At 56.8% G+C, this 24,625-nt stretch carries 13 protein-coding genes and 7 pseudogenes; 10 read left to right on the forward strand and 10 right to left on the reverse strand.

All coding sequences use genetic code 11. The features are described 5' to 3' along the window. Positions 1-210: 210 nt before the first annotated feature. Positions 211-3,012, reverse strand: a pseudogene (locus G5S42_RS45610) (AMP-binding protein); the annotation flags it as partial. Between the two features lie 1,884 nt (positions 3,013-4,896). Then, positions 4,897-5,133: a transposase gene (locus G5S42_RS45990; RefSeq protein ID WP_376777284.1), complete on the reverse strand. Its 237-nt coding sequence runs from the start codon at positions 5,131-5,133 to the stop codon at positions 4,897-4,899. On the opposite strand from G5S42_RS45990, the gene G5S42_RS41785 reads away from it, so the two are divergent. Then, positions 5,089-5,907: a 4'-phosphopantetheinyl transferase family protein gene (locus tag G5S42_RS41785; protein WP_176112403.1), complete on the forward strand. Its 819-nt coding sequence runs from the start codon at positions 5,089-5,091 to the stop codon at positions 5,905-5,907. The two genes, G5S42_RS45990 and G5S42_RS41785, sit on opposite strands and share 45 nt — an antisense overlap. 613 nt (positions 5,908-6,520) lie before the next feature. On the opposite strand, the pseudogene pycTIR reads toward G5S42_RS41785, so the two are convergent. Beyond that, a pseudogene (gene pycTIR, locus G5S42_RS45615) lies at positions 6,521-7,420 on the reverse strand (Pycsar phage resistance system effector protein PycTIR). Positions 7,421-7,473: 53 nt separating this feature from the next. On the opposite strand from pycTIR, the gene G5S42_RS41795 reads away from it, so the two are divergent. Together G5S42_RS41795 and G5S42_RS41800 are read left to right on the forward strand one after the other, a co-directional pair. Beyond that, positions 7,474-7,878, forward strand: coding sequence for a hypothetical protein (locus tag G5S42_RS41795; protein WP_176112404.1), 405 nt, complete (start codon positions 7,474-7,476; stop codon positions 7,876-7,878). A 456-nt stretch (positions 7,879-8,334) separates the two neighbouring features. Further along, positions 8,335-9,177, forward strand: a pseudogene (locus G5S42_RS41800) (IS5 family transposase); the annotation flags it as partial. Positions 9,178-9,468: 291 nt separating this feature from the next. Here the strand turns inward: G5S42_RS41800 and G5S42_RS41805 are convergent. The 3 genes and pseudogenes from G5S42_RS41805 to G5S42_RS41815 form a co-directional block, all read right to left on the reverse strand. After that, a complete protein-coding gene (locus tag G5S42_RS41805; protein WP_176112405.1) occupies positions 9,469-9,735 on the reverse strand; it encodes a hypothetical protein in 267 nt (88 codons plus the stop codon). A 10-nt stretch (positions 9,736-9,745) separates the two neighbouring features. Beyond that, a complete protein-coding gene (locus G5S42_RS41810; RefSeq protein WP_246392561.1) occupies positions 9,746-10,399 on the reverse strand; it encodes a ribosome-inactivating family protein in 654 nt (217 codons plus the stop codon). Positions 10,400-11,461: 1,062 nt separating this feature from the next. Continuing rightward, positions 11,462-12,738, reverse strand: a pseudogene (locus G5S42_RS41815) (IS701 family transposase). Between G5S42_RS41815 and G5S42_RS41820 the strand changes: the two are divergent. Then, a pseudogene (locus G5S42_RS41820) lies at positions 12,622-12,971 on the forward strand (transposase); the annotation flags it as partial. The pseudogenes G5S42_RS41815 and G5S42_RS41820 overlap by 117 nt on opposite strands. Positions 12,972-13,467: 496 nt before the next feature. Here G5S42_RS41820 and G5S42_RS41825 read toward each other — a convergent pair. Together G5S42_RS41825 and G5S42_RS41830 are read right to left on the reverse strand one after the other, a co-directional pair. Continuing rightward, positions 13,468-14,208, reverse strand: a complete 741-nt coding sequence (locus G5S42_RS41825; RefSeq protein ID WP_176112406.1) for an SDR family NAD(P)-dependent oxidoreductase — start codon at positions 14,206-14,208, stop codon at positions 13,468-13,470. A gap of 1,224 nt (positions 14,209-15,432) precedes the next feature. Further along, a protein-coding gene (locus tag G5S42_RS41830; RefSeq protein WP_376777287.1) for an IS3 family transposase occupies positions 15,433-16,613 on the reverse strand; the annotation gives its coding sequence in 2 pieces (ribosomal slippage) (positions 15,433-16,349 and positions 16,349-16,613; 1,182 coding nt in all). Between the two features lie 743 nt (positions 16,614-17,356). Here G5S42_RS41830 and G5S42_RS41835 point away from each other — a divergent pair. From G5S42_RS41835 to G5S42_RS45620, 3 genes are all read left to right on the forward strand, one after another. After that, a complete protein-coding gene (locus G5S42_RS41835) occupies positions 17,357-17,869 on the forward strand; it encodes a hypothetical protein (protein WP_176112408.1) in 513 nt (170 codons plus the stop codon). Between the two features lie 241 nt (positions 17,870-18,110). Beyond that, positions 18,111-19,291, forward strand: a protein-coding gene (locus G5S42_RS41840; RefSeq protein ID WP_376777289.1) for an IS3 family transposase whose coding sequence is annotated in 2 segments (ribosomal slippage) — positions 18,111-18,375 and positions 18,375-19,291 — 1,182 coding nt in all. Because the reading frame shifts where the segments join, the coding sequence is not laid out codon by codon here. Between the two features lie 335 nt (positions 19,292-19,626). After that, positions 19,627-20,091 carry a DUF2165 family protein gene (locus tag G5S42_RS45620; protein ID WP_312883733.1) on the forward strand — a complete coding sequence of 155 codons (465 nt, stop codon included), beginning with the start codon at positions 19,627-19,629 and terminating at the stop codon, positions 20,089-20,091. A 51-nt stretch (positions 20,092-20,142) separates the two neighbouring features. On the opposite strand, the gene G5S42_RS41850 is transcribed toward G5S42_RS45620, so the two are convergent. Then, positions 20,143-21,096, reverse strand: coding sequence for an IS5 family transposase (locus G5S42_RS41850; protein ID WP_176112274.1), 954 nt, complete (start codon positions 21,094-21,096; stop codon positions 20,143-20,145). 309 nt (positions 21,097-21,405) lie between these two features. Between G5S42_RS41850 and G5S42_RS41855 the strand changes: the two genes are divergently transcribed. Together G5S42_RS41855 and G5S42_RS41860 are read left to right on the forward strand one after the other, a co-directional pair. Next, positions 21,406-22,431: an IS110 family RNA-guided transposase gene (locus tag G5S42_RS41855; protein ID WP_176112039.1), complete on the forward strand. Its 1,026-nt coding sequence runs from the start codon at positions 21,406-21,408 to the stop codon at positions 22,429-22,431. Positions 22,432-22,801: 370 nt separating this feature from the next. After that, a complete protein-coding gene (locus tag G5S42_RS41860) occupies positions 22,802-23,614 on the forward strand; it encodes an IS5 family transposase (protein ID WP_176112410.1) in 813 nt (270 codons plus the stop codon). A gap of 386 nt (positions 23,615-24,000) precedes the next feature. On the opposite strand, the pseudogene G5S42_RS41865 reads toward G5S42_RS41860, so the two are convergent. Beyond that, a pseudogene (locus G5S42_RS41865) lies at positions 24,001-24,273 on the reverse strand (ISL3 family transposase); the annotation flags it as partial. Between the two features lie 124 nt (positions 24,274-24,397). Between G5S42_RS41865 and G5S42_RS44975 the strand changes: the two are divergent. Continuing rightward, positions 24,398-24,607 (forward strand): annotated as a pseudogene (locus G5S42_RS44975) (IS6 family transposase); the annotation flags it as partial. Positions 24,608-24,625: the final 18 nt, after the last annotated feature.

Here is a 24,625-nt window from a genome sequence, read left to right on the forward strand (position 1 = left end):
TCGTCGATGCGCCCCAGAAACTCCAGATTGCCATCCGGCAGGTACCGCGCCAGATCCCCCGTGCGATACAGCCGATCGCCCTCCACAAAGGGACTGGCGATGAACCGCTCGGCTGTCAGCTCGGGGCGGTTCAGATAGCCCCGCGCGACCCCCCGCCCCGCCAATGTAGAGCTCACCCACCGCCCCGAACGGCACCGGCTCGCCATGACCGTCCAGCACGTACACCCGCGTGTTCGCAATCGGACGGCCGATCGGGATAGAGGCGGATCCATCGATAACTTTGGATATTTCGAATGTGACGCTTCCAACTGTCGCTTCTGTAGGACCGAAGTGATTGATCAGACGCACATGCGGGAAACGCTTTCGCCAAAACTGAATATCCGCAGGTACTAACGGTTCCCCACCAACCATCAGTGCCTTAGTCGGAGCCGGACCTTCGTAACACTCCAGTTGCCTGTTTAACAGGCTCAGGTGCGAAGGCGTCAGCTTGATCAAATCGTAGACCCGACCATCGTTAGCAGCAGAAAGTAAATCAATTTCAAAAGCAGGTTTGGGAAGATACAGCGCTGCACCTGCCAACAGGGGCCCGAATAAGGTTGTAACGATGCCGTCAAAGCTCAACGAATGTAATATCGGCGAACCATTCAACGCTTCTTCGTAATAACTGCGATGTGACCATTGCAAATAATTCAACAGGTTTCTGTGCTCGACCATCACGCCCTTGGGCGTGCCGGTGGAGCCCGACGTGTAGATCACATAGGCCAGATGGTGCGGACCCAGGCCCAGCGCGCGCGCATCCGGATCCGATGACGGCTGCCCGGCCCACGCCGGTGACCCCGCCTCCAGCTCCACCAGCCCCACGCCAGCGAGCGCCTCCTCGCCCAGCGCCGCACGCCCCGCCCCATCGGCCAGCACCAGCCGCGGCGCCGCCTCCCCCACAATCTGCCGCAGCCGCGCCCCCGGATACGCCGCATCCAGCGGCACATATGCGCCCCCCGCCTTCAGGATCGCCAGCAGCCCCACCACCATCGCCGCGCTGCGCTCCACGCAGATCCCCACCGGCTGATCCGGCCTGACTCCGAGTGCGATCAGATGGTGCGCCAGCCGGTTGGCCCGCGCGTTGAGCTCGCCATAGCTCAGTCTCTCGCTCTCATGCACCAGCGCCACCGCCTCCGGTGCCCGCCGCACCTGCGCCTCGAACAGCTCATGGATGCACCGCTCCGACGGATACGCCGCCTCCGTGCGGTTCAGCTCCTCCAGCAGATACCCGCGCTCCGCCGCCGGCAGGATGTCGATGCGGCCCACCGGCTGCCGGGGCTCGGCCATCACAGCACCCAACAATTGTTCCAAATGCTGTGTAATACGTTCGACATTCTCCGGTGCCAAGCGGCTTCTGTCGAAGTGCCATCGAAAGCTACCGTCCAAAGAGCACACTTCAAGCGTCAGCACGTTGCCCGAGCGAGGTATTCCAGAATTCGGCGCTGATCCCAGCTCATGCGAAGAAGCACCTTCCCTTATCGTGATACCAATCGGCCACGGGCACCGCGATCGAAGTGCCTCTATGTTCTTTAACGCCGGGTAGCGTGCAACGAGATCCCCAGCAAAACTTTTGTGTGCTCGAAGCAGAGCGAATTCGGTCTCAACTGTCCTACGCACCTCTGCAAAAGCATCATCGAGATCAACTACAATTTTCATCGGCACGACTGCGGCAATATGCAACCCTGTTGCTTCCGATGCAACTCCCGATACGCTGAGCGTAGGACTCCATCCCAACTGAAGCTCAGATTCACCTGAGATGCGGGCAAGATAGATTAGCCAGCCGACCGCTATGTGTACCATGCGCTCGATCGGCGCCAATTCAGCCAAAACGCTAAAAGCATTCTCCGAACTGGACTGCCATTTCGTCATGGCCAAAGCCGACGACGAAAAAAAGGGAAGCTGCAACGATCTGAACCCGGCAAGCCGCTGGCGCCAAAATGACTCTTGCACGGCTAACATTTCGAGCTCGGAAGTAATGCTCGACGCCTGTTCTACACCGAATATGTGAAGACGGTCTCCTATATCCAGACCGTGATGCTTCGCGAGCGCCGACGCGTCAATAGATTGACCGTCCGGACCAGAAAACCAAACATCGACATCTTGCGTAGCTGTCGCGACACGCCAATGCCAACGGTGGATCCCCAGCAAGGAACCCGGAAGCTCATCCGAGCATCGATCCAGAACCTTTACGCGTTTGACTGCCACAAGATCATCGACCAAGATAACCTTTGGCATTCCCAACGGATTTGGATAATTTGTTCCGAAATCCAAGGCCCGCACCATTGCAGACAAATCTTCCGCAGATCGATCCCAACGTAAACAGCCCCCAACATCGGGCCTTCGATATCTCGGAAAGTAGCTCCTGTCCAGCAGCCTTTGCGGACGTATATCGAGGGCCGCGTCGGTCAATCCAATTAGCAACTCACGGAACCCCTCGATAGCAGCCTCATAACATCTAATGTTTAGGGTGAATGCAGTGTCGGTCGGCGTTATTAAAACCTGACGCCGAACGACCACATCACCAGTATCGACGCCTTGATCCATACAATGCCAGGTAATTGCATATTCGCTTTCACCAGCAAGCAACGCCCAAGAAGTGGCATGAGTTCCCGCATATTGAGGGAGGGGTCCATCATGATAATTGAAAGCGCCTTGACGTGCCTGCCTAAGCACACCCACTGGCAATATGAACGGATTGGCGACAGAAAATATATATTCAACGGGCTCAATATCTATAAATGTCGAGAGCTCGTCGACGCTGCTACAACATAGGATATTGGCACCGGTGGCCCACTCGGAAAACCGGGAGTCCGCACAAAGCACCGCGCGGATCACGTGCCCCATTTCTTGGGCTAGCTGAGCACACCTAATGGCTAGCGTACCGCTACCGACAATAACGCTAGACACCTTTGATAAGGCTAACCGATTATTCGCCCCATGATCCGGGCGCGCCAAGGGAATACGATTTAACATCTTAATCTCCCAGCCAAGACCGAAGTCATTTGGCCAAGCGTGCCGCCGTTATGACGACATCGCCACGGAAAGCATCGAAGGCAATGCTGCCGCTGAATGTGGGTTCGTGAACACGCGCTCGCTATTTGACACAGCCGGCGCGTTGACGAGTTCCCAGCGACTCACGAACAAAGGTCCGGTGCTGCTGATGTCGCGATTTCTCTCGTACACGCCAGAATGGCAAGCGTTCGCATCCGCATCAAGTTGACGCCTATCTGCGAGAAGAAGCTGAGCGCACCGCTTCATCACGATTCCCGCCCGCAGATGTATCTCTGCCCCTTTGCTCCAGCCAAACCACCGCTCATGCATTTGCGCCGATCAGCGACGTAGCCAAGGCAACGCAACTACTTTTGCAAACCCGAATAAAGTACCCGACCTTCTGGAATTCGCCCGCCAACGCACGAATGCGCCCCTATCAGTGAAAACCTTGTGCACGCACAAGCAAATCAGACACTGCGGCCGGTACGGAATGGGTACCATCATGCCACCGATCGTGCACCGCATTGACATCAAATGTTTTTTCGATGTCCTAGCGATTTTCTAATATCGCCCAGTTTCTGAGACTTTGAGCGGCACCGAATTTGGCGGAAGCTCCAGAGCGTGGGGAGTTATTCATCCGGTAGTGCCCGACCCAGAAGCATGAATCGAACGACTTCTGCGGGCGGATCCGAGAAGGAGTACGAATACGAGGCGGCGCTGGTTGAGGTCGGCCGATTATCTAGTGCACCGAGCCCAAGACGCATGGTCGCGGGTATGAAGTCGCGCGATCGTTACCACCTCGCGAGGGTACGCCCGTTCTGCAGGGAGGCGCCATCTGCAGTCGTTGTGGTCGCTTTTCCGACTCCGTTACGCTACGCGGAAGACAGGAAGCCTAGTATGTCTGCGATCAAGCACAAGACGCTCTTGGCGAACCTTGCTGCCAGTCAATTGACGGAGCGCCGATCGGGTGCGCATATTGCAGTCTTAAAGAGTTTATCAAGCAATCGAACGCTGAGATGGGGTGGCCAGCTAGCTAAGATCGGCCAGCCGTGCATACGGTCACGCAGTCACGGGCTGCATCACGTCTGTAGGCGGCGCTGTCCCTGATTGGACAGCAGCGGCAGAAATGGGCGTTGCCAGATGAACTATGGATTGCCCTAAGCTATGAGACCGGCCAGGACGCGTTCTGGATCCGTCATGCCTTGCAAGGTCGAGGGATCGAATGCTGTCTTGTCGATCCCGCGAGCATCTCTGTTGAACACCAGAAGTGGCGCGACAAGACGCACCGAATGGAAGTAATCGTGCTGGCCATCAACCTGCGTGTGTTGGCCGCATGGCAAACGGGATCGCATGCACGCGATCCGTGTGCCGTTGCGGCACGATGAGACGTCGTGCAACGTCATACGCGACCGTGGGCAACTGCAGAGGGAAGTCCCGCAACACCGGCGGCGCACGTGCAAGCTACTGGTCACGCTCGGTTACTGGGGTCGAGTCGACAGCCGGAAATTCACCGCACGTCTGGCACGCGGCGAGGTACGGTGCCACGACGGTACGCCACTACCACTGGAACTTCAGCGACGGCTGTTGCGCGAATGCGAACAACTGGTGCTCCTTAAGCAGTAACTGGCGACACTGGAAAAGGAGACGCTCGGGAGCCTCCCGAAGCCGAGCGGAAGCGAATCGATCGCCTCAAACGCCTGAGTGGCATTGGGGCCGTTGGTGGCTCGCGACTGGCACTGGAACTGTTCTGGCGGCGGTTTAAGCCTCGTGACAGTGGTGAGAGCCAGGTCACCCAGGCATCAGCAATCAAGGCAATCGGAGAGTGCGGGCACTACGGATCGAGATGGCATGGCCGTGGATCCGTTATCATCCAAGGAGCGCCCTTGACGTATTCGGTTCTCGCAGCGAACAGCTGGCACGGCCCCCAATCGCCGCGCGCGACGGATAGCAATCGTCGCACTCGCACATTTCGTACGGCGGGAAGCTGGTCGAGAGCATGCGCCAAGATGCACCGGCCCGCACCATCCAGAGCAGCGCGTTGAAAATATCGCGAAGCACATGTCGGCGCTGCGGCGCGGCTTCGCTCGTCAAGAGTACTGTCACTATCGGAGCGAATTGATGACTGTCCTAGCAAAGTCGGCTTTCGATGTGCGCGAGCTCGCTGTACCACGTGCTTCGGCAGCAGATATTGAGATCTTTTTCATCACCTTCGATTTTCGCGCGACGCTCGACTGTCCCGCATTCGCTCCACTCTCGGACGATGAGCGTGAAAAGGTCGCGCGCTTCCGACGCCGCGACGATGCGCTGCGTTGTGCCATCACGCGCGTCGTGCTGCGTCAGTTGCTGGCCGAACGAACAGATTTGAAGGCAAGTGAATTGCGTTTCGAGCTAGACACCGGTGGTCGACCGCGTCTCGATAAGTGGATACAAGGGGGCCCCGGTCGGCAACTCGACTTCAACGTTTCGCATTCCGAGCAGTATGGTCTGGTCGCAATTGCGCGGCGACGGACGGTTGGTGTCGATATCGAATTTGCTCGCAATGACCTCAACTGGAGGAAGCTCGCGTCAGCGGTGTTTGCGCCGCGCGACGAGGCACACGTGAGCGCTTTGCCGATGCACAGACGAACCGACGCATTTTATGACGTATGGACGGCAAAGGAAGCGGTGTTGAAGGCACGTGGCGTCGGCATCGGAGGAGGCATGACATGGTTTTCTGTACTTGGCGACAGCCAGCACGAGCCAAGCATCGTAGTTTCCGAGGAGAGTGTGTGCAATCGCGACCAGATTGCGAATCTCGACGCAGTTTGGCTTCGTGCCCTGAGCGGTTATGCCGCGTGTGTCGCGTGGTCGCGCGACGCCGCTTGGCGCGATGCGTAGGCACAATGTAGCTTGAGCGTTTCGAGAATTTAACTCCGACCAAAGTTTGCGCTGGCGCGAAGCGAAAACAGCCTGTCGGCGCATCCGAAATGCATAACTTGGGCAAAAATCATCGTGATCTGATCAAAAGCGCCGTTCCAGAGAAAAGGAATTGGTGAGATTCGGCCCGTTTCCTGAGACCAGAAATACCAAAAATTGAGATTGCCCGTACGGCACGTGCCAACCATGAGATGCTAGCAATGGCTGGACTGCCCTTTCCACGTCGATGTGTATGTCCAGACTCCCATGTCCCCCAATACTCTGGAGCCCACATGTCAACGCCATTCGTCTACCTCGACTGGTCAGCCAACATGTTGTAGACATCAGCGGTGACGCGAGTTGTAATGTCGAGGACGGCAGAGGCAATTTTAGCGCACATCGGGCTGCCGACGTATTCTTATACCAGTACTCTCTTGAACTTCCCACTCACCAGTGAACGTTTCACCAACCCATTTCTTCAAATCGTCGGTCAGAGCCATTGATATTCCCCACTTGTTTGCCCCCAAGCTGAAGTCGAATACTACGTTGGCGGTGGCACGACCCACCTTCGGCTTCGAGATCGATTCGGGGATATTTAGGAAATCGTTCCAAGGCTGATGATGTGCTTGCGGAGCGCAGTCGCAGCCGGGCCAAACTTCGCCTCTGATCGTTCTTTTCGCCGTAGACGTAGCGGATTGTCGTCACGCCGCCATGTCGCTTGGAAGCTTGACGCCCTCGCCGCGCGGTTCCATCCGGATTGCGCGCTTGGGGCCGAGGCGTCCCATGAATAGACCAAGCTCGAAAACGACGTTATCGCGCGGGCGCCGACCATTCAGTGACGCGGGCATTGGTGACGTCGTCGCCATGTGCAATCGCCACCGCTAAATCGCACTAAACCAGCTCACGTTCGATATCGTCGCACGTATGGTTTGCGACCTTGAACACCCCCTGGTTCCATGGCACGGTCAGGAACTTGTCGTGTGCGAACATGGATTGCAGCAGGTGCGAGACGTCAAGCGCCTCAGCGCTCGAAATCACGAAAACGCGGATTTTGTCGCACTTCGCGTTTGCGATCTGGTTGCGCCCAGATCAGGCGTTTCCAGAGTTCTTTTGCCATCCGGCGTCGGATGTCTGGATAGCGGCTGCCGAGCTCGCTCAGTTGCTGTTCCGTGATTTTCGCGACAAGGGAATCCTCTGCCTCACGAACCGTCGCAGACCGTTTCTGGATCGGCTCAACGGCTGCCATCTCTCCGACCGAATCGCCGGGGAACCGCCGGCGGATCGGCGTAGGGTTGACGACGATGTCGAACGCGCCGGTGATGATGAAATGCACGTCGTTGTCGGTGGCGTCCTGGTGGATGACAACGTCGCAAGTCTTGACCTGAATCAGTTCGGCCATGTCGGCCAGGTCTTTGTCGCCGCCGACGAGCTTCTGGCCCGTGAAGGCTTCAATACGCAGGCGTTTGCCCGTTTCACCAGAAAATCTCTCAATCATTCTCCTGCTCTCTCCGTGCCGCCTTTGGGAAACAAGCAGCAGCGATGATTCTAATGGACGACAGGCTACAATTCGGTGCCGGCAGCGCCGTCCGCGGTGTGTCGGTGAACGTGAGAAAGCGGAGTCCGACCGCAGGTCATCTACCCGGTTATTTCGAGATCGATTTCGTGCCGCATTGTGGTGGCGGCAAGGTCGACAGCGAGCTCGTGCACACGCTTGTGATGACTGATATCGCGACGGGATGGACCGAATGCCTGGTCATGCCGTTTCGCAGAGGCGCATTCGTTCTGGAGCATATCAGACAGGTCCGCGGTGCATTGCCGTTTGCCCTGCGCGGTCTAGATTGCGACAACGATAGCGCCTTCATGAACGAGACGGTGTGCGACTTCTGCAAACCGACGGGTATCGAGCTTACGCGGTCGCGTGCATACAAGAAGAACGACGAGGCGTGGGTCTAGCAGAAGAATGGCGCTATCGTTCGCCGCTTGGTCGGCTACGGAAGGCGCCAAGGTCTGGACGGCCACGGAAATCCTTGCCCCCTTTAGCAGGTTTCGCCGCTCTACATCAACTTCTTCCAGGCGTCGTTCAAGTCGAAATCCAAGACCCGTCACTGCGCGAAGGTGCCAACGTTCTTTTGGGGCGACATGGGGCTGCCAAGGCGACGGCAGTCTCGCTTGATCCTTATGGGTATGTGGCGCGATCCGTCGCAGCCACCGAATCGAAGAAACGGAGGCACTCGGCTGCTGCGATCGGGATGAAGTTGAGGCTGGCCTCACGCGGCCATGGTAAGTAGTCCAGCCTGAACAAACCGTAGAGCCTTAAGCGTTGGGGGTTTCCGGCGGAAATCGTGTTGTTGGAATTGCAGAGACCTGGCATATTGCTGGGTATAGCCTGCAAATTCTGACGAGGTTTAGATGGGTCCGAAGGCGCCTGTAACGGAGAAGGATTTGTTCCGGCATCCACTGCGCGAACAGATCAATCTCAAGCATCCACTGGTACGGCTGGCCGAGCTGATCAATTGGGAGCGGCTCAGTGCATCGATGAGCGCGAGTTTCGTTTCGGGTAAAGGCAGACCTGCGAGTTCGCCTCGACTGATCGCTGGTCTGCTGTATCTGCAGCACGCCTTCGACCTCTCGGACGAGGATGTTGTGTGGCAATGGGTTGAGAACCCGTACTGGCAGGTTTTTACGGGCGAGACGTACTTGCAGGCCGAACCGCCGATCGATCCGTCCAGCCTCACGCGATGGCGCAAACGGTTGGGAGAAGCCGGTGTCGAGGAGTTGCTCGCCGAGACGATCGACGCGGCGAAGCGTGCCGGAGTGATCAAGGCGTCGAGCGCGAAACGCGTAATCGTTGATACGACCGTGATACCCAAGGCGATCGCACATCCGACTGACTCGCGACTGCTGGAGCGCTGTCGTGAACACCTCGTGAAGGCCGCTGCGCGGCACGGCCTGAAACTGCGTCAGAACTACAACCGCGAAGCACCACGCCTGGCCACCCAGATCAGCCGCTACGCGCACGCGAAGCAGTACCGGCGGATGAGCAAGGCAGTGCGCACCCTGCGCTCGCGTGTCGGCCGCGTCATGCGCGATGTCGAACGGCAACTCGACACGGTGGTTGATAACAGGCGAGCTGAGCTGCAGGAACTGATTGCCCGCACGAAGCGAATCCTGACGCAGAAGACGAAGGACAAAAATAAGCTGTATGCGCTGCACGCGCCGGAAGTCGAGTGCCTGGCCAAGGGTAATTGCAAGGGTGAGGCATTGCTTACAGATACGTAGCACCTCGACCTCGCGCAGGCTCAGATTGAAGCGGTGATACAGCGTACCGCGGAGCCGATCACCGCGGCCGGGAAGCGCAAACCTTGTAAGACGATTGACTCTTCTTCATCCTGCCGATCTAATGGACTCGATCTTCAATTTGACAAAGTCCGCGCCGGGCGATCCAAGGTGCGGCATTACCGGTCTGATGCCGTGCGCTACTATGGTTTTCCAAAATTCGAATCGAATAAATGGGCTTCGAATAGGTCCCACGCCCTTCAAATGTCACTTTGACTCTCGATTCGATTGCGTGAGCGTGCCTGGCGATATCCAGCATAGATTGACGAATGCTTGCGTCGCACGACCATTTCCCCCATTGAAACGAGAGGCCGATTGAGAGCTTGCGAGGCCAATCTCACACTCCCCACCCTGAAGATTTACTTTTGGACTATAAATATACCCCATTTGATAATATCCCCCACCAAATACCAAACCAGATGCCAACATCACACCTACCATCGAAATACAAAGAACATTTTTTTTGGCCGACATTTCGCACATCCTAGTAAAAATTCAAAATTAACTGCCCATTAAAAATCACCACGCAAAAGACTGTTGCGTACGATAGCAAGGCCCTTGCCTCCGCTTCGTTTATCGTACTAGTCGAAGAAACATGATTCATTAGATCCCTATACCCCTTCATCAGTGAATATCTATCGATTGACAAATCTGTTCTATCCGCGCTTACTCCGGCACTCCTTGCCAACGAGAGATAGCTAGAATCTCCTGTCATATCTACCGTGAAATCTACCAAACGCCGTGGCGCATTCACCTGTACTCTTCCGCTGGCCGTGTGCGAAAAATTAGAAAATCGGTAAAATATACCCCCAACGATAAACCCTGTTAGGTACAAATCGGATGGGTTCATCACAAACCTAACATCTGGATTTGAGAATGGGTTATTGGGACCAACTCCAATTATTTCAATTACAATCCCCTCGCCAATATTTGATGCATCGAGTCTTAATTGATACAAGGTTTTATTGCCAGGGATATTCGTGAGCGACATCGCATCGCCCATTGCAGTTCTAATTGCACCCAACGATTGAACGCATTTTTGCGGGGAACCAAAATCGACCCTGAATTCGGCAGCATATAAAAATGAACAGGCCGAAAAACACCACGAAATTAAAATGGCCTTCAGGAATTTTTTCATCAAAGCTCCAACGTTATATCGCGCCATCTCAAAACGAAATTCGCGAATCTTGATGCCTTTTTACTTATTAAGCGAAGTTGCCACATATTAAGCGCCATCAATTGTACCCAAAAATCGCATAAATGCGCTCAAAACTGAAGTGATCTCCTTCACATAGCGGCACCAATTATCAATTTTGCGCAAATACAGGTCACGCCGACATTGGATAAGCCTAGCAGTTGGATTATTTACGCATAACCCCACTCCCACAAGATTAGCCTAACCGCATACTCGTACGCGAAATCTATGCCAACAAGCCAACGCCAATAGCAAGTGGAACCTCGAAAGCCCTTAAAGCCCATTCACCGATAGCATCAACAGACAAACCGGACAATTCCGACAATTTGTGTCGCTACCGATAGGGGGCGCCGGGAATTCAGACAGTGGTCTAAGTGGCGCGACTGATCCTGTCTGCTGCTATCATTCGGCAGCAAAAGCAGACAAACCATTTGAGCGGGGCCACAACGACATGTTCAAAAAATCCATGAAAGAATCAGAGACTCGACATCGGTCACACTCCGGTCGGCGGCTTTTTTATTGGCTTTGACGTGATCGCGGAACTTGCAGCTCTGGCGTTCTATGGAGCTTCATGGATGTCACTCTGACTGCGATTCCTCGCTGCGTCGTAAGGTAGCGTTCCTTGTGTTCGCTGAGTTCCTCTATGGGTACTTTCATAGCGAAGTGAACCGCCCCGGATTTTGTGGAGGCTCCAACTCTTGAGAGTGATTCATCGGGTTTTGCCCGACCCCGAAGGATGAAGCGCACGACTGCTGCGGGCGGATCGGAGAAGGAATACGCTTACGAGGCAGCGGTGGTCGACGTCGGCCCATCATCTGGTGCACTGAGCCCGTTTGAGAGTTGGATCCGCAGCCCTGCGAGCACCCCGAATTGTGACCGAGGGCACATGTTGCCCTGCCTGCGCGCCTAGTTCTTGTCAATGCCGCCCGTAATTTCCCCGCAGAGGAAGAGTGCCATCGTTGCATGAGCCGTAGTTCAAGCAGAATACGCAGCGTGGTAATGGAATCAGGAACGTGGCGTTGAGCGCGCTGGACTGCCCCGAGGGATGTAATCTGGGGGAAGGGCAGGCAGCGCGCGTTCCGGGAAGTTTTTTTATCGCGCTCATCCGAGCGCATCCTGAGTCGCTGAGCCATCAGAAACCCATATGCAGCGATACTCAGCGTGGCGTGGTGGTGGAAGCCACGCCAGCCTCGCCCTTCGTAATGGCCGAGCCCGAACTCCTGTTTCGGGTCCTGATAGTCGCGCTCGATGCGCCAGCGCATCTTGGTCACGAACACGAGCTGCTCGAGGGTCGCCTCTTCGGGGGCGGTAGTGAGAAAGTATTTGAGCGGCTCCGTATCGCCATCAGGCCATTCAATGAGCAGCCATTCTTCGTCGCGAACGGTACTTCGCCAATAGTCGCGATGTGCGGGACGAACCCGCACGGCGGCAAAGCGAGAGGAAAGTGCTGCGTTGCTGCCTTCCCGCCAGGTGACGGTTTGCCAGGCGTTCACGGGCAATTGGATGGCCAGTTCCTTTACCGCGATCGGTTCGTGGCCGGGCCCACGGCGCAACAATGTCGGTGGCTTGCCGCGCCCGCTCCATTGCCTGGGTGGAAGTGGCGCCGTACCGTGCGCCCACACAGAGGTGCCAGGCCGTATCCCTACCGCGTACAACAAACCCAGTTCAGTTACCCCATCCCGGAAAGCGGTTTCGTCGCCGTACCCGGCATCGGCCAGCACGATGCCCGGGGCAACGCCGGATGCTATAGCCTCACGAAGTTAGGTCAACGCAATCTGGGGCTTGGTCTCGAAAGCCAGATCGTCGGGAATGCCCGCATGACGGGCACGTTCCCGGTCTTCAATCCATTCCTTGGGGACATACAGCTGCCAGGCAATCGGCAGGCTGCCACGTTGCGTCGCGATCGACAGGCTCACGGCGACCTGACAGTTGTCCTGTTTGCCAAGTTGCCCACAGTACTGACGTGCCACCCCGACCGAATGACGCCCCTTCTTTGGAAAACCGGTGTCGTCAATAATCCAGTAGTAACCGGTTTCTTCAGCAGCGTGCGCGTCTAACGCGGGCATCACCCATTCCCGTACCCGCTGTAATACCACCCGGTGTGAGCTTGCCCCTAAAAAAGGTATCCCTTGCTGAGGTTTAAACTGCAGCAAGGAGAAACGAAGATGAGCCAATTGAAGCGTGCGCGGTACACCCTGGAATTCAAGCTGGAGGCGGTGCGGCTGGTGAAGGCCGGCCAGAGCCTGGCAGCGGTGTCGGCGATTCTGGGGGTGTCGAGCCAGACGATCTCGAACTGGGTGCAGGCGGACCGAAAAGGAACGCTGGTCGGCCCGGGTACGAAGCCGGTAACCGAGGAGCAGATGGAGCTGGCTCGACTGCGTGCGGAGAATGCGCGACTGAAGATGGAGCGCGACATTCTAAAAAAGGCGGCAGCGTACTTTGCGAAAGAATCGCCGTGAAGTACGCCTTTATCGAACGGGAGCACAAGCGCTGGCCGGCGTCGGAGGCGGCAGAGACGGGAATTCGGACAGTAGAACAAGGAGAACGCTTATTCGTTGGATGTGCGCCCTACCCCAACCCACTAAACGGAAGTTTGCAGAGGTTCTGAGGTGATGGACGATCCTCCGTTACGCGGCGGAAAGTTCATGCTAATGTGGACAAGTCGAGATGCCCCGCGCAGTCTAGTCGGCATGGAAATGTACTTTAGTATTGGAAAGTCGGACGCGTATCAGATACCGAAACTTCTTAATAGTCTCTCACGATAGAACATTCGGTATGTCATATGTCACCGCTCTCACATCATTTGAATGCCAATCGAAACCGCCGCGCAGTAGAAGACGATCACTTAGCAGCGTCGGAGCGCAAGGGACCATCTTCAGGGCGCGCTGCAAACATGGACCATCTCCATCAGACCGACTGGTCGGCACACGACGAGGCCCTCTCTTCCCTTGCTATGGAGCCTTTCCGACGACGGTTCCTAGGCGTCGGTCTTCACGTGCTGTCGCATGACGTCAGACATGCTGTCCTCCATTGACGTGCAACTCTGCTCCGTTGATGTACGATGAGGCCTCAGTACAGAGGAAGTAGATTACTCGTGCGACCTCGGCCGGATCCCCGAGACGACGCATAGGAATTCCGTGATCCACGATCTCCTCTGTGCCGGGCGACAGGATTGAGGTATCAATTTCTCCCGGAGCAATAGCGTTGACGCGTACACCCTTCGGGCCAAACTCGTGCGCCATTTCCCGCGTTAGAGCTGCGAGCGCAGCCTTTGAGGCTGCGTACGCAGTACCTGCGAAAGGATGAACCTTCACCCCGGCGATCGATGTTACGTTGGCAATGGCCCCGTTTCCTCGGACCAACTCTGGGAACAACGATCGCGCCAGTAATGCGTTGGATACCAAATTCACGTTAAGAACAGTCATCCAAGTCCGAAGATCGCTCTTGAGAACTCCGAGGCGCGATCTGTCCTCGCCTTTAGGAGAGACGCCAGCATTGTTGACGAGCGCGTGTAACTGTCCATTAGGTAGCCGTCGCCTGACTTCCAAAGCGATTCGGTCGATACTATCTAGGTCCGCGAGGTCTGCCTGTATGTGCGCTTCGCGCGCAGCAGGCCACTTGCAACTGTCCGAGAACGGCCGCCGGGAGACAGTGAACACTTCCCAGTTGTTCTCCTGAAAAAGCTTAACTGTGGCATGACCGATACCGCGGCTGGCGCCGGTCAGCAGCATATAACGAGTAACTTGGCCCATCTGTGCATGTCCAATTGGATAGATCGTTGCGGCGTGCAGTTGAGCGACTGCCGCCCTGCATGGGTGAGGTGTACCTACTCGCAAGCAGGCGTGCCAAACGCACTTCATGCTTGCGAGTGTCTCGCCGACTCCCTAGCCGCTCGTTGTCTTCAATCAAATGTGCCGCGGATATGCTCAGCAACATTCAAAAGTTCCGGCAGTGCAGCAATTGACCAGTTTCCACGATACGTCACCGCGGTCACGCGACATGGTTAATTGGTGTTGCGAAAACGGAGACGAGCAGTGAGTAAGAAAGCAATTGCGATTGGCGGGCAATGCGCGGCTTGGACAGCAGCCGCCTCCGTTTGCCGCGGATCCGCGGTATCGCTTCGACGAACACTGGCATCAAGCGTCCGAGGTCGGTCGCATTTTGTGATGCATAGCAGATTTCCTTATGGCGAGGTGCCGCGCCACATTCGAGCAATTTGCACGTCATGAGAAAGAGACGCCCAGTCCCCGTTCCCAACGATTTCCGCCGTCGCTTTGTCGCGCTCCCGACATCCGCCCGTCTTAGATGTAACAAAATGGCCATTGCCACCTTGCGATGGACGCCAGGCCGATAGTGAAAATACATTGAAGCAGCGTAAAACTACCGCAGATCAATCGGTAATATCTAAGAATGTTTCTATAACGCCCAATTACCTTTTTTGCGAGAAATCCATTTAGAGCCAAATCGCTACCAAAAGGACCGAATCGACCGATCCGATCCAACAGCACTTCGCCCTTCCCAAGCGTCAGACGAACCCCGCACATCATCGCGTCACACTCAAAAAACGCCTCGCGACAGGGCATGGGAATTCTTTTTGCACGGTCGAAACAGTTAGCTTGTAAAGATAACTACTTTTTGGGGGACACAGCCCAGCCTACAGCGGCCAACATGACAATGCCGTTGATGTCGCTCAGACTCAAGGAGTTAGAGCGCAAGGGGGAATCCGGTCGAAGCCGCGGTGCCCAAGGCACCTTCGCTTCAGATCCACTGCCTCGGCTCGAATTCCAGCGAAAGGTGCCGCTGCTCAACCCGACGACTGACTTGATTTCTTTTCATATCGACGGCCCACAATCATTCTGGCGAAAACTTCCCGAATATGGCCCATCGCGTATCATCGATTGCACGTTTGCGTCGACATGCTACACCCCGCGACATTGACCTTGCCCCTGTTTGACGTATCCCATAGCCGAGGGAATTCAGGCGGCTCGGTGGGCAGCGAGCCAGTTCTTCTCGAACGTCATAGGGCTGACGTAATCGAGCGTCGAGTGTAGCCGATGGGCATTGTAGAAACCCAGCCAATCAACGATTTCGTCCATCACCGCGCGCCGTGTGGCGAAGTGCCGACCATGCAGGCGACCGACTTTCAGCGAACCCCACAAGCTTTCGGTCGGCGCGTTGTCCCAGCAATCGCCACGGCGGCTCATCGACGAACGCATGCCATATGCTTTCAGCGTGTCCTGAAACAGCCCGCTGCAATACTGGCTGCCCCGGTCGCTGTGCATGATCAGGCCCGGCGGCGGACGCCGTCTGAACCATGCCATGCGCAGCGCGTCAGTGACCAGCTCGGCCTTCATGTGAGGCTGCATCGACCAGCCCACCACCTGCCGGCTGAACAGGTCGATGATGACCGCCAGATAAACCCAGCCTTCTGCAGTCGCGCAGTACGTGATGTCGCTCGTCCAGACCTGATTCGGCGCACTCGTCGTGAAGTTACGCTTCAGCAAGTTCGGCGCGACCGGCAGGTTATGGTTCGAATTCGTCGTCGCGATGAACTTGCGCTTGTGCCGAGCACGAATGCCGTGCCGTGCCATCAGATGGCGAACCCGCTCCTTACCCACGCGCACACCACGTGCAACCAGTTCTTTCGTCATGCGCGGCCAGCCGTACTCACCCTTGACCTGCGCATGGATCGCGCGGATGTTGGCCAGCACGGCATCGTCGCTGATTCGTACCGGGCCGTGCCTCTCCCGGCCCGCTGCAGCCCGCTGACGCCGCTGGTGATACCCGCTCGGGCTGACCTCCAGCAACTCGCACAGCAGCGACGCCGGCCAGCGCTTGTGCTCCCGTTCGATAAAGGCGTACTTCACGGCGATTCTTTCGCAAAGTACGCTGCCGCCTTTTTTAGAATGTCGCGCTCCATCTTCAGTCGCGCATTCTCCGCACGCAGTCGAGCCAGCTCCATCTGCTCCTCGGTTACCGGCTTCGTACCCGGGCCGACCAGCGTTCCTTTTCGGTCCGCCTGCACCCAGTTCGAGATCGTCTGGCTCGACACCCCCAGAATCGCCGACACCGCTGCCAGGCTCTGGCCGGCCTTCACCAGCCGCACCGCCTCCAGCTTGAATTCCAGGGTGTACCGCGCACGCTTCAATTGGCTCATCTTCGTTTCTCCTTGCTGCAGTTTAAACCTCAGCAAGGGATACCTTTTTTAGGGGCAAGCTCAACATAGTTGCCGCCGGAACGGCGAACGCGAAGTCATGTAGCGCGTTCACCATCGGCACGAACTCACCCGTTCTTTCGACAGAGTCCGTGGCTGACCGCGCGGATGCAAGTCTCAGTAGCCGCTCAATTTCGGTGACTGGTTCCGGCTATCACCTTTATAAGGACATTAAAGGGAACGATATTTTGTAGCCCAGTGCTGATAAATTCTGTCCAACATCACGGGCAGCGACTCGTATCGAAGGTTGCGTGAGCTGATTGTCTTAGCGCAAGCATATCTCCAATGGAACTACACTGCACTCGGGCCCCCATCTCCGGGCGACTATGCGCGCCGTGGGTCTTGATGCGAATCAAATAACGCCGAAGGGATGTCGTTCGCCGCAGTGTCGCAGTGATCAGTTGAGCGGTAATGACGGTTAGACATCCGTGGACGGCATCCAAGCTCACCGGCCTTCGAGATTGAACACCAACTGGGTTTGTACTTGACGCCTTTGGTAGCCGGCAGTTAAATAACTTTGTAGAGTTGAACGATGCCACACAGGGAAGATCGAAATCGTCGAAGAAAACCGGACCGAAAGCGTACCCCATCGATGTCACATCAAGCTGCAGACAGATCTTTTGATCGCGATTGAGCTGATTGCATACATGGGCACTGTTTCATGGAAGTCGCGAAAGGAGTTGGAAATGAACAAGGAACTGAAAACAGAACCACCGCGTCCAATCTCGCCAGCCGAGATTGCGTCCGATTGGACCGAATGGGGCCGCAGACTTTTGACTCAGAACCAATTGCCGTTTTCCGGTGACGTTTCACAGTGGATAACTGCATGGGGCGAAGCGGTGGGTCAAATCGGACTATTCAATCTGAACATTACGGGCGCGAGAGATCCTGAAAAGGAACGAGCTATTATAAGGCGATACTCATACGGCCATCAGCTCGGAGAAATACTTGCTGTCTTGACACCCATGGCCGATGAATTCTATTCCACTGATCCTCATAAAAGAAGCGCTCTTTCCCCTGCCAGTCGCGATGACTACGAAAGCTTCGTCTCCATGAGAGACGGAATTCAAGAGCTCAAAAATAATAGTCCCTCAACCGTCCAGCAAATTGTAGAGGCGATCAAACGCATGAAAGAAAAGTCACCATTAACTTATCGACGCACAGTTGATGAACTAGTCGACGAACTAAAGAGACTCTAGCAGGGGCATGAAAGCACGTCCGTCCGCCAACTCTCCACGAAATCGAATTACTGACTGAATGTCGTTTTGGGGCGCTGGGACTATTGTTCGCCTCACTACTGCGAATGCCAGAAATAAGAACCCTTGGGGCCGGAGATGAATCCGTGCGCCCTCCTTCTGTCGCCCCGCCATCTTTGTGTGAGCTTGCCCCTAAAAAAGGTATCCCTTGCTGAGGTTTAAACTGCAGCAAGGAGAAACGAAGATGAGCCAATTGAAGCGTGCGCGGTACACCCTGGAATTCAAGCTGGAGGCGGTGCGGCTGGTGAAGGCCGGCCAGAGCCTGGCAGCGGTGTCGGCGATTCTGGGGGTGTCGAGCCAGACGATCTCGAACTGGGTGCAGGCGGACCGAAAAGGAACGCTGGTCGGCCCGGGTACGAAGCCGGTAACCGAGGAGCAGATGGAGCTGGCTCGACTGCGTGCGGAGAATGCGCGACTGAAGATGGAGCGCGACATTCTAAAAAAGGCGGCAGCGTACTTTGCGAAAGAATCGCCGTGAAGTACGCCTTTATCGAACGGGAGCACAAGCGCTGGCCGGCGTCGCTGCTGTGCGAGTTGCTGGAGGTCAGCCCGAGCGGGTATCACCAGCGGCGTCAGCGGGCTGCAGCGGGCCGGGAGAGGCACGGCCCGGTACGAATCAGCGACGATGCCGTGCTGGCCAACATCCGCGCGATCCATGCGCAGGTCAAGGGTGAGTACGGCTGGCCGCGCATGACGAAAGAACTGGTTGCACGTGGTGTGCGCGTGGGTAAGGAGCGGGTTCGCCATCTGATGGCACGGCACGGCATTCGTGCTCGGCACAAGCGCAAGTTCATCGCGACGACGAATTCGAACCATAACCTGCCGGTCGCGCCGAACTTGCTGAAGCGTAACTTCACGACGAGTGCGCCGAATCAGGTCTGGACGAGCGACATCACGTACTGCGCGACTGCAGAAGGCTGGGTTTATCTGGCGGTCATCATCGACCTGTTCAGCCGGCAGGTGGTGGGCTGGTCGATGCAGCCTCACATGAAGGCCGAGCTGGTCACTGACGCGCTGCGCATGGCATGGTTCAGACGGCGTCCGCCGCCGGGCCTGATCATGCACAGCGACCGGGGCAGCCAGTATTGCAGCGGGCTGTTTCAGGACACGCTGAAAGCATATGGCATGCGTTCGTCGATGAGCCGCCGTGGCGATTGCTGGGACAACGCGCCGACCGAAAGCTTGTGGGGTTCGCTGAAAGTCGGTCGCCTGCATGGTCGGCACTTCGCCACACGGCGCGCGGTGATGGACGAAATCGTTGATTGGCTGGGTTTCTACAATGCCCATCGGCTACACTCGACGCTCGATTACGTCAGCTCTATGACGTTCGAGAAGAACTGGCTCGCTGCCCACCGAGCCGCCTGAATTCCCTCGGCTATGGGATACGTCAAACAGGGGCAAGGTCAGTGAGCGCTGTAATGAGAAGACTGACGTGAGCAATTTTCTGGGTTGCCGAACCGCCCTTAACGCGAGGCAGTGCAATCAGAACAATAGGAAAGTCTGACTCAGTCCGCCTTTCCAAAGCCGCAATGGTACTCGCAATGGCCCTGCTTACCTCGGTCGTGGCCATCGACAACATTACCGATTACGCCACAACTTCGCTTTCGTACGTCATGTGTTTTTAATGGATACGACTTTTCCGGAAAACGGAACCCTCTATCGGTCAATCCGCCGGACGCAGGTCCATCATGTATGGCTATATGACCACGATTGCGATGCAGATACGGACGGCTGCCCTGTGCTGGTTGGGCGGGCTAAAGTTGATGCGTGCACGCCATGATGGCGATGCAACGTTCCTATCGGCCAGAGGGTGGGCCATTTCGGGACTTACGCTGGGTTTCCTGACGTGGCAAGTGATTTTCATGATGATCGGTGGCGAATGGTTTGGTATGTGGACGTCAAGCCATGGAACGGCCTCCAAACCGCTTTTTTGCTTTTTCGTGACATTCCTCCTCGTACTCATCTACTTGGTGATGGCAGACGACGAGAACGGTCGACCCGCTACACCGCACCGAAGATCCTCGGAGCCAGGCCTAAATGCAGCCGCTGTTGACCAACCTTCTAGGGAAGGTCTGCACAACTCGTTTTCAGAGAGTTGGCCGTTTGCCACTTGCGTCGTATCAGCCATGAGAGTCTGCTGGCAGGTTGGTCGCCTGGCTTTTTGAAGCGTGACGACCACTGTTTGCCGAGATTCGCGGCCTGAATCTGCGAGCGTTTCAAGCGTTCCACAAAGCCTTGCGTGCCATCCACAGGTTGCCCAGAGCAAATAGTGTCGTGATCTGGGCGGTGTTCTTCATCAACCCCCGGTACCGGGTCTTCGTATAGCCAAACTGCTGTTTGAGGACGCGGAACGGATGTTCAACCTTGGCGCGGATGCCGGCCTTCAGGCGTTCAATCTGATCGAATATCGCGTCCAGCCGATCGGTTAGGTCCAGTTGTCTGCGCCTGCCTGGTCGCATCGCGACATGCCAGCGAACCGCGCTTACCTGGCAGCGCTTTTCGATACCCTGATATCCGGCGTCAGCGTACACATCCATTTCCTGGCCGTGCAACAGCGCTTCGGCCGCATTGATGTCATGAACGTTGGCGGCTGTGCCGATGACCGTGTGGACCAGGCCCGACTCTGCGTCCACGCCGACGTGCGCTTTCATCCCGAAGTACCATTGATTTCCCTTCTTCGTCTGGTGCATTTCCGGGTCCCGTGTACCAGAGCCGTTCTTCGTCGAAGTGGGTGCGGAAATCAAGGTAGCGTCGACCGCCGACCCCACCTTCAGCATCAAGCCTTTCTCGCTCAGGATCTCATTGACCAGCGTTAGCATCTGCGCAGCCAGGCCGTGCGTTTCGAGAAGGTGACGGAACCGGAGAATCGTGCTCTCGTCCGGCAAACGCGTCATACCCTCGTCCAGCCCAGCAAATTCACGATACAGCGGCACGTCATAAAGCGCCTCTTCCATCGCCGGGTCTGACAGACCAAACCACTGCTGCATGAAGTGGATCTGCGGCATCGTCGCAATAGGAAACGGCGGCCTTCCAGTCTTACCCCTTGGATAGTGCGGTTCGATCAACGCAATCAACCTCGACCATGGCACAACGCGCCTCATCTCATCGAGAAATTCCCGCTTGCGCGTGCGTTTCGTTGAAAGATCCAGACCAAGACCAAGCTGTGTCATCGAGGTACCCCTTAAACCTGCCTTCTCCCAGGATAGTCCACCGAGACGTCAACGCCAGGACTTTTGCAGACTTTCCCTAGGCCAGTACGCGCAGCGAACAGGCGGCGGGACGACGGCAGTGGGGCCGGCAATGATACGCAAGCCAAGCATGTGATGGCGCGCACCGTATACGGGTTGCTTCCGGAGCACCGCCCCTAGAGAATGAAAGGGACTTCCCCGTCCCGAGGCTGCGGCGGAAGCCGCGAGTCGGCATCAATGTGCCAGGATGAAGTTGCGAACGTTCATCGACACCAGCGAGAGGGGAAGTCCATGGCTATTATCACTGTCGGAATCGATCTTGCCAAGAATGTATTTGCCGTTCACGGTGTGGACGAGACCGGTAAGGCGATGCTGATCAAGCCGCGTGTTCCGCGCGATCAGCTGGCGACGTTGATCGCACAGTTGCCTGCGTGCCTCATTGGCATGGAAGCGTGCTCCGGCGCGCATCACTGGGCCCGCATGTTCCAGCGGCACGGCCATACGGTCAAGCTCATGGCGCCCAATCTTGTCGCGCCTTATCGCATGTCGGGCAAGCGCGGCAAGAACGACGCGGCGGATGCTGCTGCAATCTGCGAAGCGGTGACGCGCCCGAGCATGCGTTTTGTGCCGCTGAAGGACGAACATCAGCAGGCAACGCTTTGCCTGCATCGGACACGACAAGGTTTCGTCGAAGAGAGGACAGCGACCTACAACCGGTTGCGAGGCCTGCTCTGGGAATTCGGCGTGGTGCTGCCACAGAGCCCGGACAAATTGCGCAGGTACATCACGGAACATCTGGACACATTGCCTGGCTGGGCAAAGCGCAGTATCAGCGATCTGCTTGAGCATGCCGGCCATATCGAGGATCGCCTGCTCGAATACGACCGTGCGATCGCTGAGATCGCGCGTGAGGACGCGCGTAGCAAGAGGCTGATGCAGTTGCGCGGCATCGGCCCAACCACGGCAAGTGCGCTGCTCGCCAGTATTGGTGCCGGGCACGACTTCAGAAACGGCCGACAGGTGGCAGCCTGGATCGGACTTACGCCCGGTCAATATAGCAGCGGCGGTAAGGCGCGGCTGGGCAGCATTACGAAAGCAGGTGACGCCTATCTGCGCGGCCTGCTGGTCAACGGTGCCCGCGCTGTCATTGCTAACCTCGGCGAGAAACAGGATCGCTTCAGCCGATGGGCCCGAACCCTAGTCGAGCGCCGGGGCTACTGGCGGGCAGCCATCGCGATAGCCGCAAAGAACGCGAGATTGGCGTGGGCTGTGCTGAAATATGGTGATGACTTCAAGCTCGAACCAGTGGCAGACTGACTCCGATTCGAGGCTGTCGGCCAACCTGCAACGGGAAACGGGCGCAGACATCATGAGCACATAGAAACGATCACTTTGCACTGCCAGCGGTGATGTGAAGCGGGTTGGACCCGCGCGGAGCGTACCTGAATAACACGGCGGGGATATCCATTCCCGGCTAGAGAATGAGGCCTCTGCGCGCGTCTTTCATCAGGGTCCGGACCATTGGTCCAACATGACCGGTTGTAGAACCGCAGTCCTTCACCTTCTCACACGCACCAGCGCGGCATTGCAGCATGTATCAACAGCGAACCTCGATTGAGCTTGTGCTCAACGGGGAAGCCCTTGTAGCGTGTTAGGAACTTCGATTGAGACCTGGTATCCTGGCGGGATGAAAACAACCGACCGCAAAGGGTATCCGACTGATGTGTCGGATGAGGAATGGAGTTTCGCGGCGCCGTATCTGACGCTGATGGACGTTGACGCGCCCCAGCGCAAATACGAACTGCGCGACATGTTTGATGCATTGCGCTGGATGGCTCGTGCCGGCGCGCCGTGGAGGATGCTGCCCAATGATTTCCCGCCGTGGGAGCTGGTGTATCAGCAGACTCAACGCTGGTTGCAGGCTGGCTGCTTTGAGAGCATGGTGAGTGACCTGCGCTCGGTGATACGCGTGGCACAGGGCCGTCGGGGACAGCCCAGCGCGGTCATCCTCGATGGCCGCACGATACAGTCGACCTGCGAGAGCGGCCCGCGTGCGGGTTATGACGGTTATAAGCGCAAGCGCGGTAGTAAGGTACATATTGCAGTAGACACGCTGGGACAGTTGCTGGCGGTGCACGTGACCCCAGCCAATGAACAGGAGCGCGCACAGGTAGCGGAGCTTGCGCGGCAGGTCCAGCAGGTAACGGGACGAACGGTCAAGGTGGCATTTGCCGATCAGGGATACACGGGCAAAGAGCCAGCGCAGGCTGCGTTCGACGAGGGCATTGACCTTCAGGTGATCAAACTCGAAGAAACGAAAAAGGGTTTCGTTCTGCTCCCCCGCCGGTGGGTGGTCGCGCGCAGCTTTGGCTGGCTCAACCGTTTCCGGCGTCTCGCACGTGACTATGAACGGCTCCCCGAAACTCTCGCTGGGCTTCATTTCGTCGTCTTCGCAATGCTTATGCTTGTCCACGCCGTGTCAGTACTTCAAAGTTCCTAACACGCTCTAGCATCGGGCCGTGAACAGGACGATAAGTTTCTCCTTGGCGTACCAGCACCCCTGATGCTCTAGCTTGTTCTTGCACTGAGCGAATCACACATCCAGATTCGCCCCTAAGGGGAATCGAGACGGTTCACTTCCTCAGTCGCCTTCCGTTGCTTCCCGCGGCGACGGTCCGCATTCACTGTGCAGACTTCTACCCCACGAGCTTGTCGACTTTTTTTCACGATCATGAGCTACCTCAAGTACTACTGCCCGTAGATGTGCGACTGATGCAATTGGAACACCCGCTCGCACTACGGTGCGACGGTACTGCCAAGGCCTGCGAGAAGTTGGTGCAGGCGGACAGCGTACAGGCGGTGGCTGCCTTCTACGATCTGGGCTGGCAGACGTGGACCATGGCAGTTCTCGCACCAAACCCGGTGGCGCGGCACATGCAGCACCACCCGGTACTCGAACGGCGGGAGATCGCGGACGCACCGAACCGTCGTCTCATGGATCTGCCGGCACCACGCTCCACACTGCTCGCGATACATAACCTTGCTTCACCGGCTTCAGTTACAGCGATAGCGTCTGGCCTTCACCTTGCGGCCATTCCACGCGCCCCAACGATAACCCGTCCAGCACGCCAGTGCCTGCAGTGCCATGCGATCGAACAACCCCGCCTCCTGCGCTCCTTAAACTCAGGTCTCAGGCTACGCAATCGCTCCCTAAAGCTCCACGGCTTCCTTCGATGAACCTTTTATCTTCAAAGGTTTGAAGCAAGTCGCGCGTTCCGGCTCAGCCAGCGCTCAGGTCAGTAATCGGGCCGAAAGCAGTCCTCAGTCGGCGACCGGTGAACGCGAGCGACGCATGCGTGGCTTCCGCGATCCTGAACGCACGCAGACTTTCTCATCGAGCTTCGGTTCGATCTCACAGCACTTCACGCTCAAGCGACATCTGCTACGCGCCTCACCCTACCGCAAACAGCTCGGGGAACGTTTCGCCGCATAGCTGCGTTTCACAGAGATC

The organism is Paraburkholderia youngii (assembly GCF_013366925.1).
GTDB lineage: Bacteria > Pseudomonadota > Gammaproteobacteria > Burkholderiales > Burkholderiaceae > Paraburkholderia > Paraburkholderia youngii.

Bases quoted from the DNA above. Each gene is read 5' to 3' on its own strand.
- G5S42_RS41835 (WP_176112408.1), top strand. From the start codon at position 17,357: ATGAACAAGGAACTGAAAACAGAACCACCGCGTCCAATCTCGCCAGCC.
- G5S42_RS41805 (WP_176112405.1), bottom strand. From the start codon at position 9,735: ATGTCGGCCAAAAAAAATGTTCTTTGTATTTCGATGGTAGGTGTGATG.
- G5S42_RS45620 (WP_312883733.1), top strand. From the start codon at position 19,627: ATGACCACGATTGCGATGCAGATACGGACGGCTGCCCTGTGCTGGTTG.
- G5S42_RS41825 (WP_176112406.1), bottom strand. From the start codon at position 14,208: ATGGGCCAAGTTACTCGTTATATGCTGCTGACCGGCGCCAGCCGCGGT.
- G5S42_RS41810 (WP_246392561.1), bottom strand. From the start codon at position 10,399: ATGAAAAAATTCCTGAAGGCCATTTTAATTTCGTGGTGTTTTTCGGCC.
- G5S42_RS41850 (WP_176112274.1), bottom strand. From the start codon at position 21,096: ATGACACAGCTTGGTCTTGGTCTGGATCTTTCAACGAAACGCACGCGC.
- G5S42_RS41860 (WP_176112410.1), top strand. From the start codon at position 22,802: ATGAAAACAACCGACCGCAAAGGGTATCCGACTGATGTGTCGGATGAG.
- G5S42_RS41785 (WP_176112403.1), top strand. From the start codon at position 5,089: ATGTCGGCGCTGCGGCGCGGCTTCGCTCGTCAAGAGTACTGTCACTAT.
- G5S42_RS41795 (WP_176112404.1), top strand. From the start codon at position 7,474: ATGGACGACAGGCTACAATTCGGTGCCGGCAGCGCCGTCCGCGGTGTG.
- G5S42_RS41855 (WP_176112039.1), top strand. From the start codon at position 21,406: ATGGCTATTATCACTGTCGGAATCGATCTTGCCAAGAATGTATTTGCC.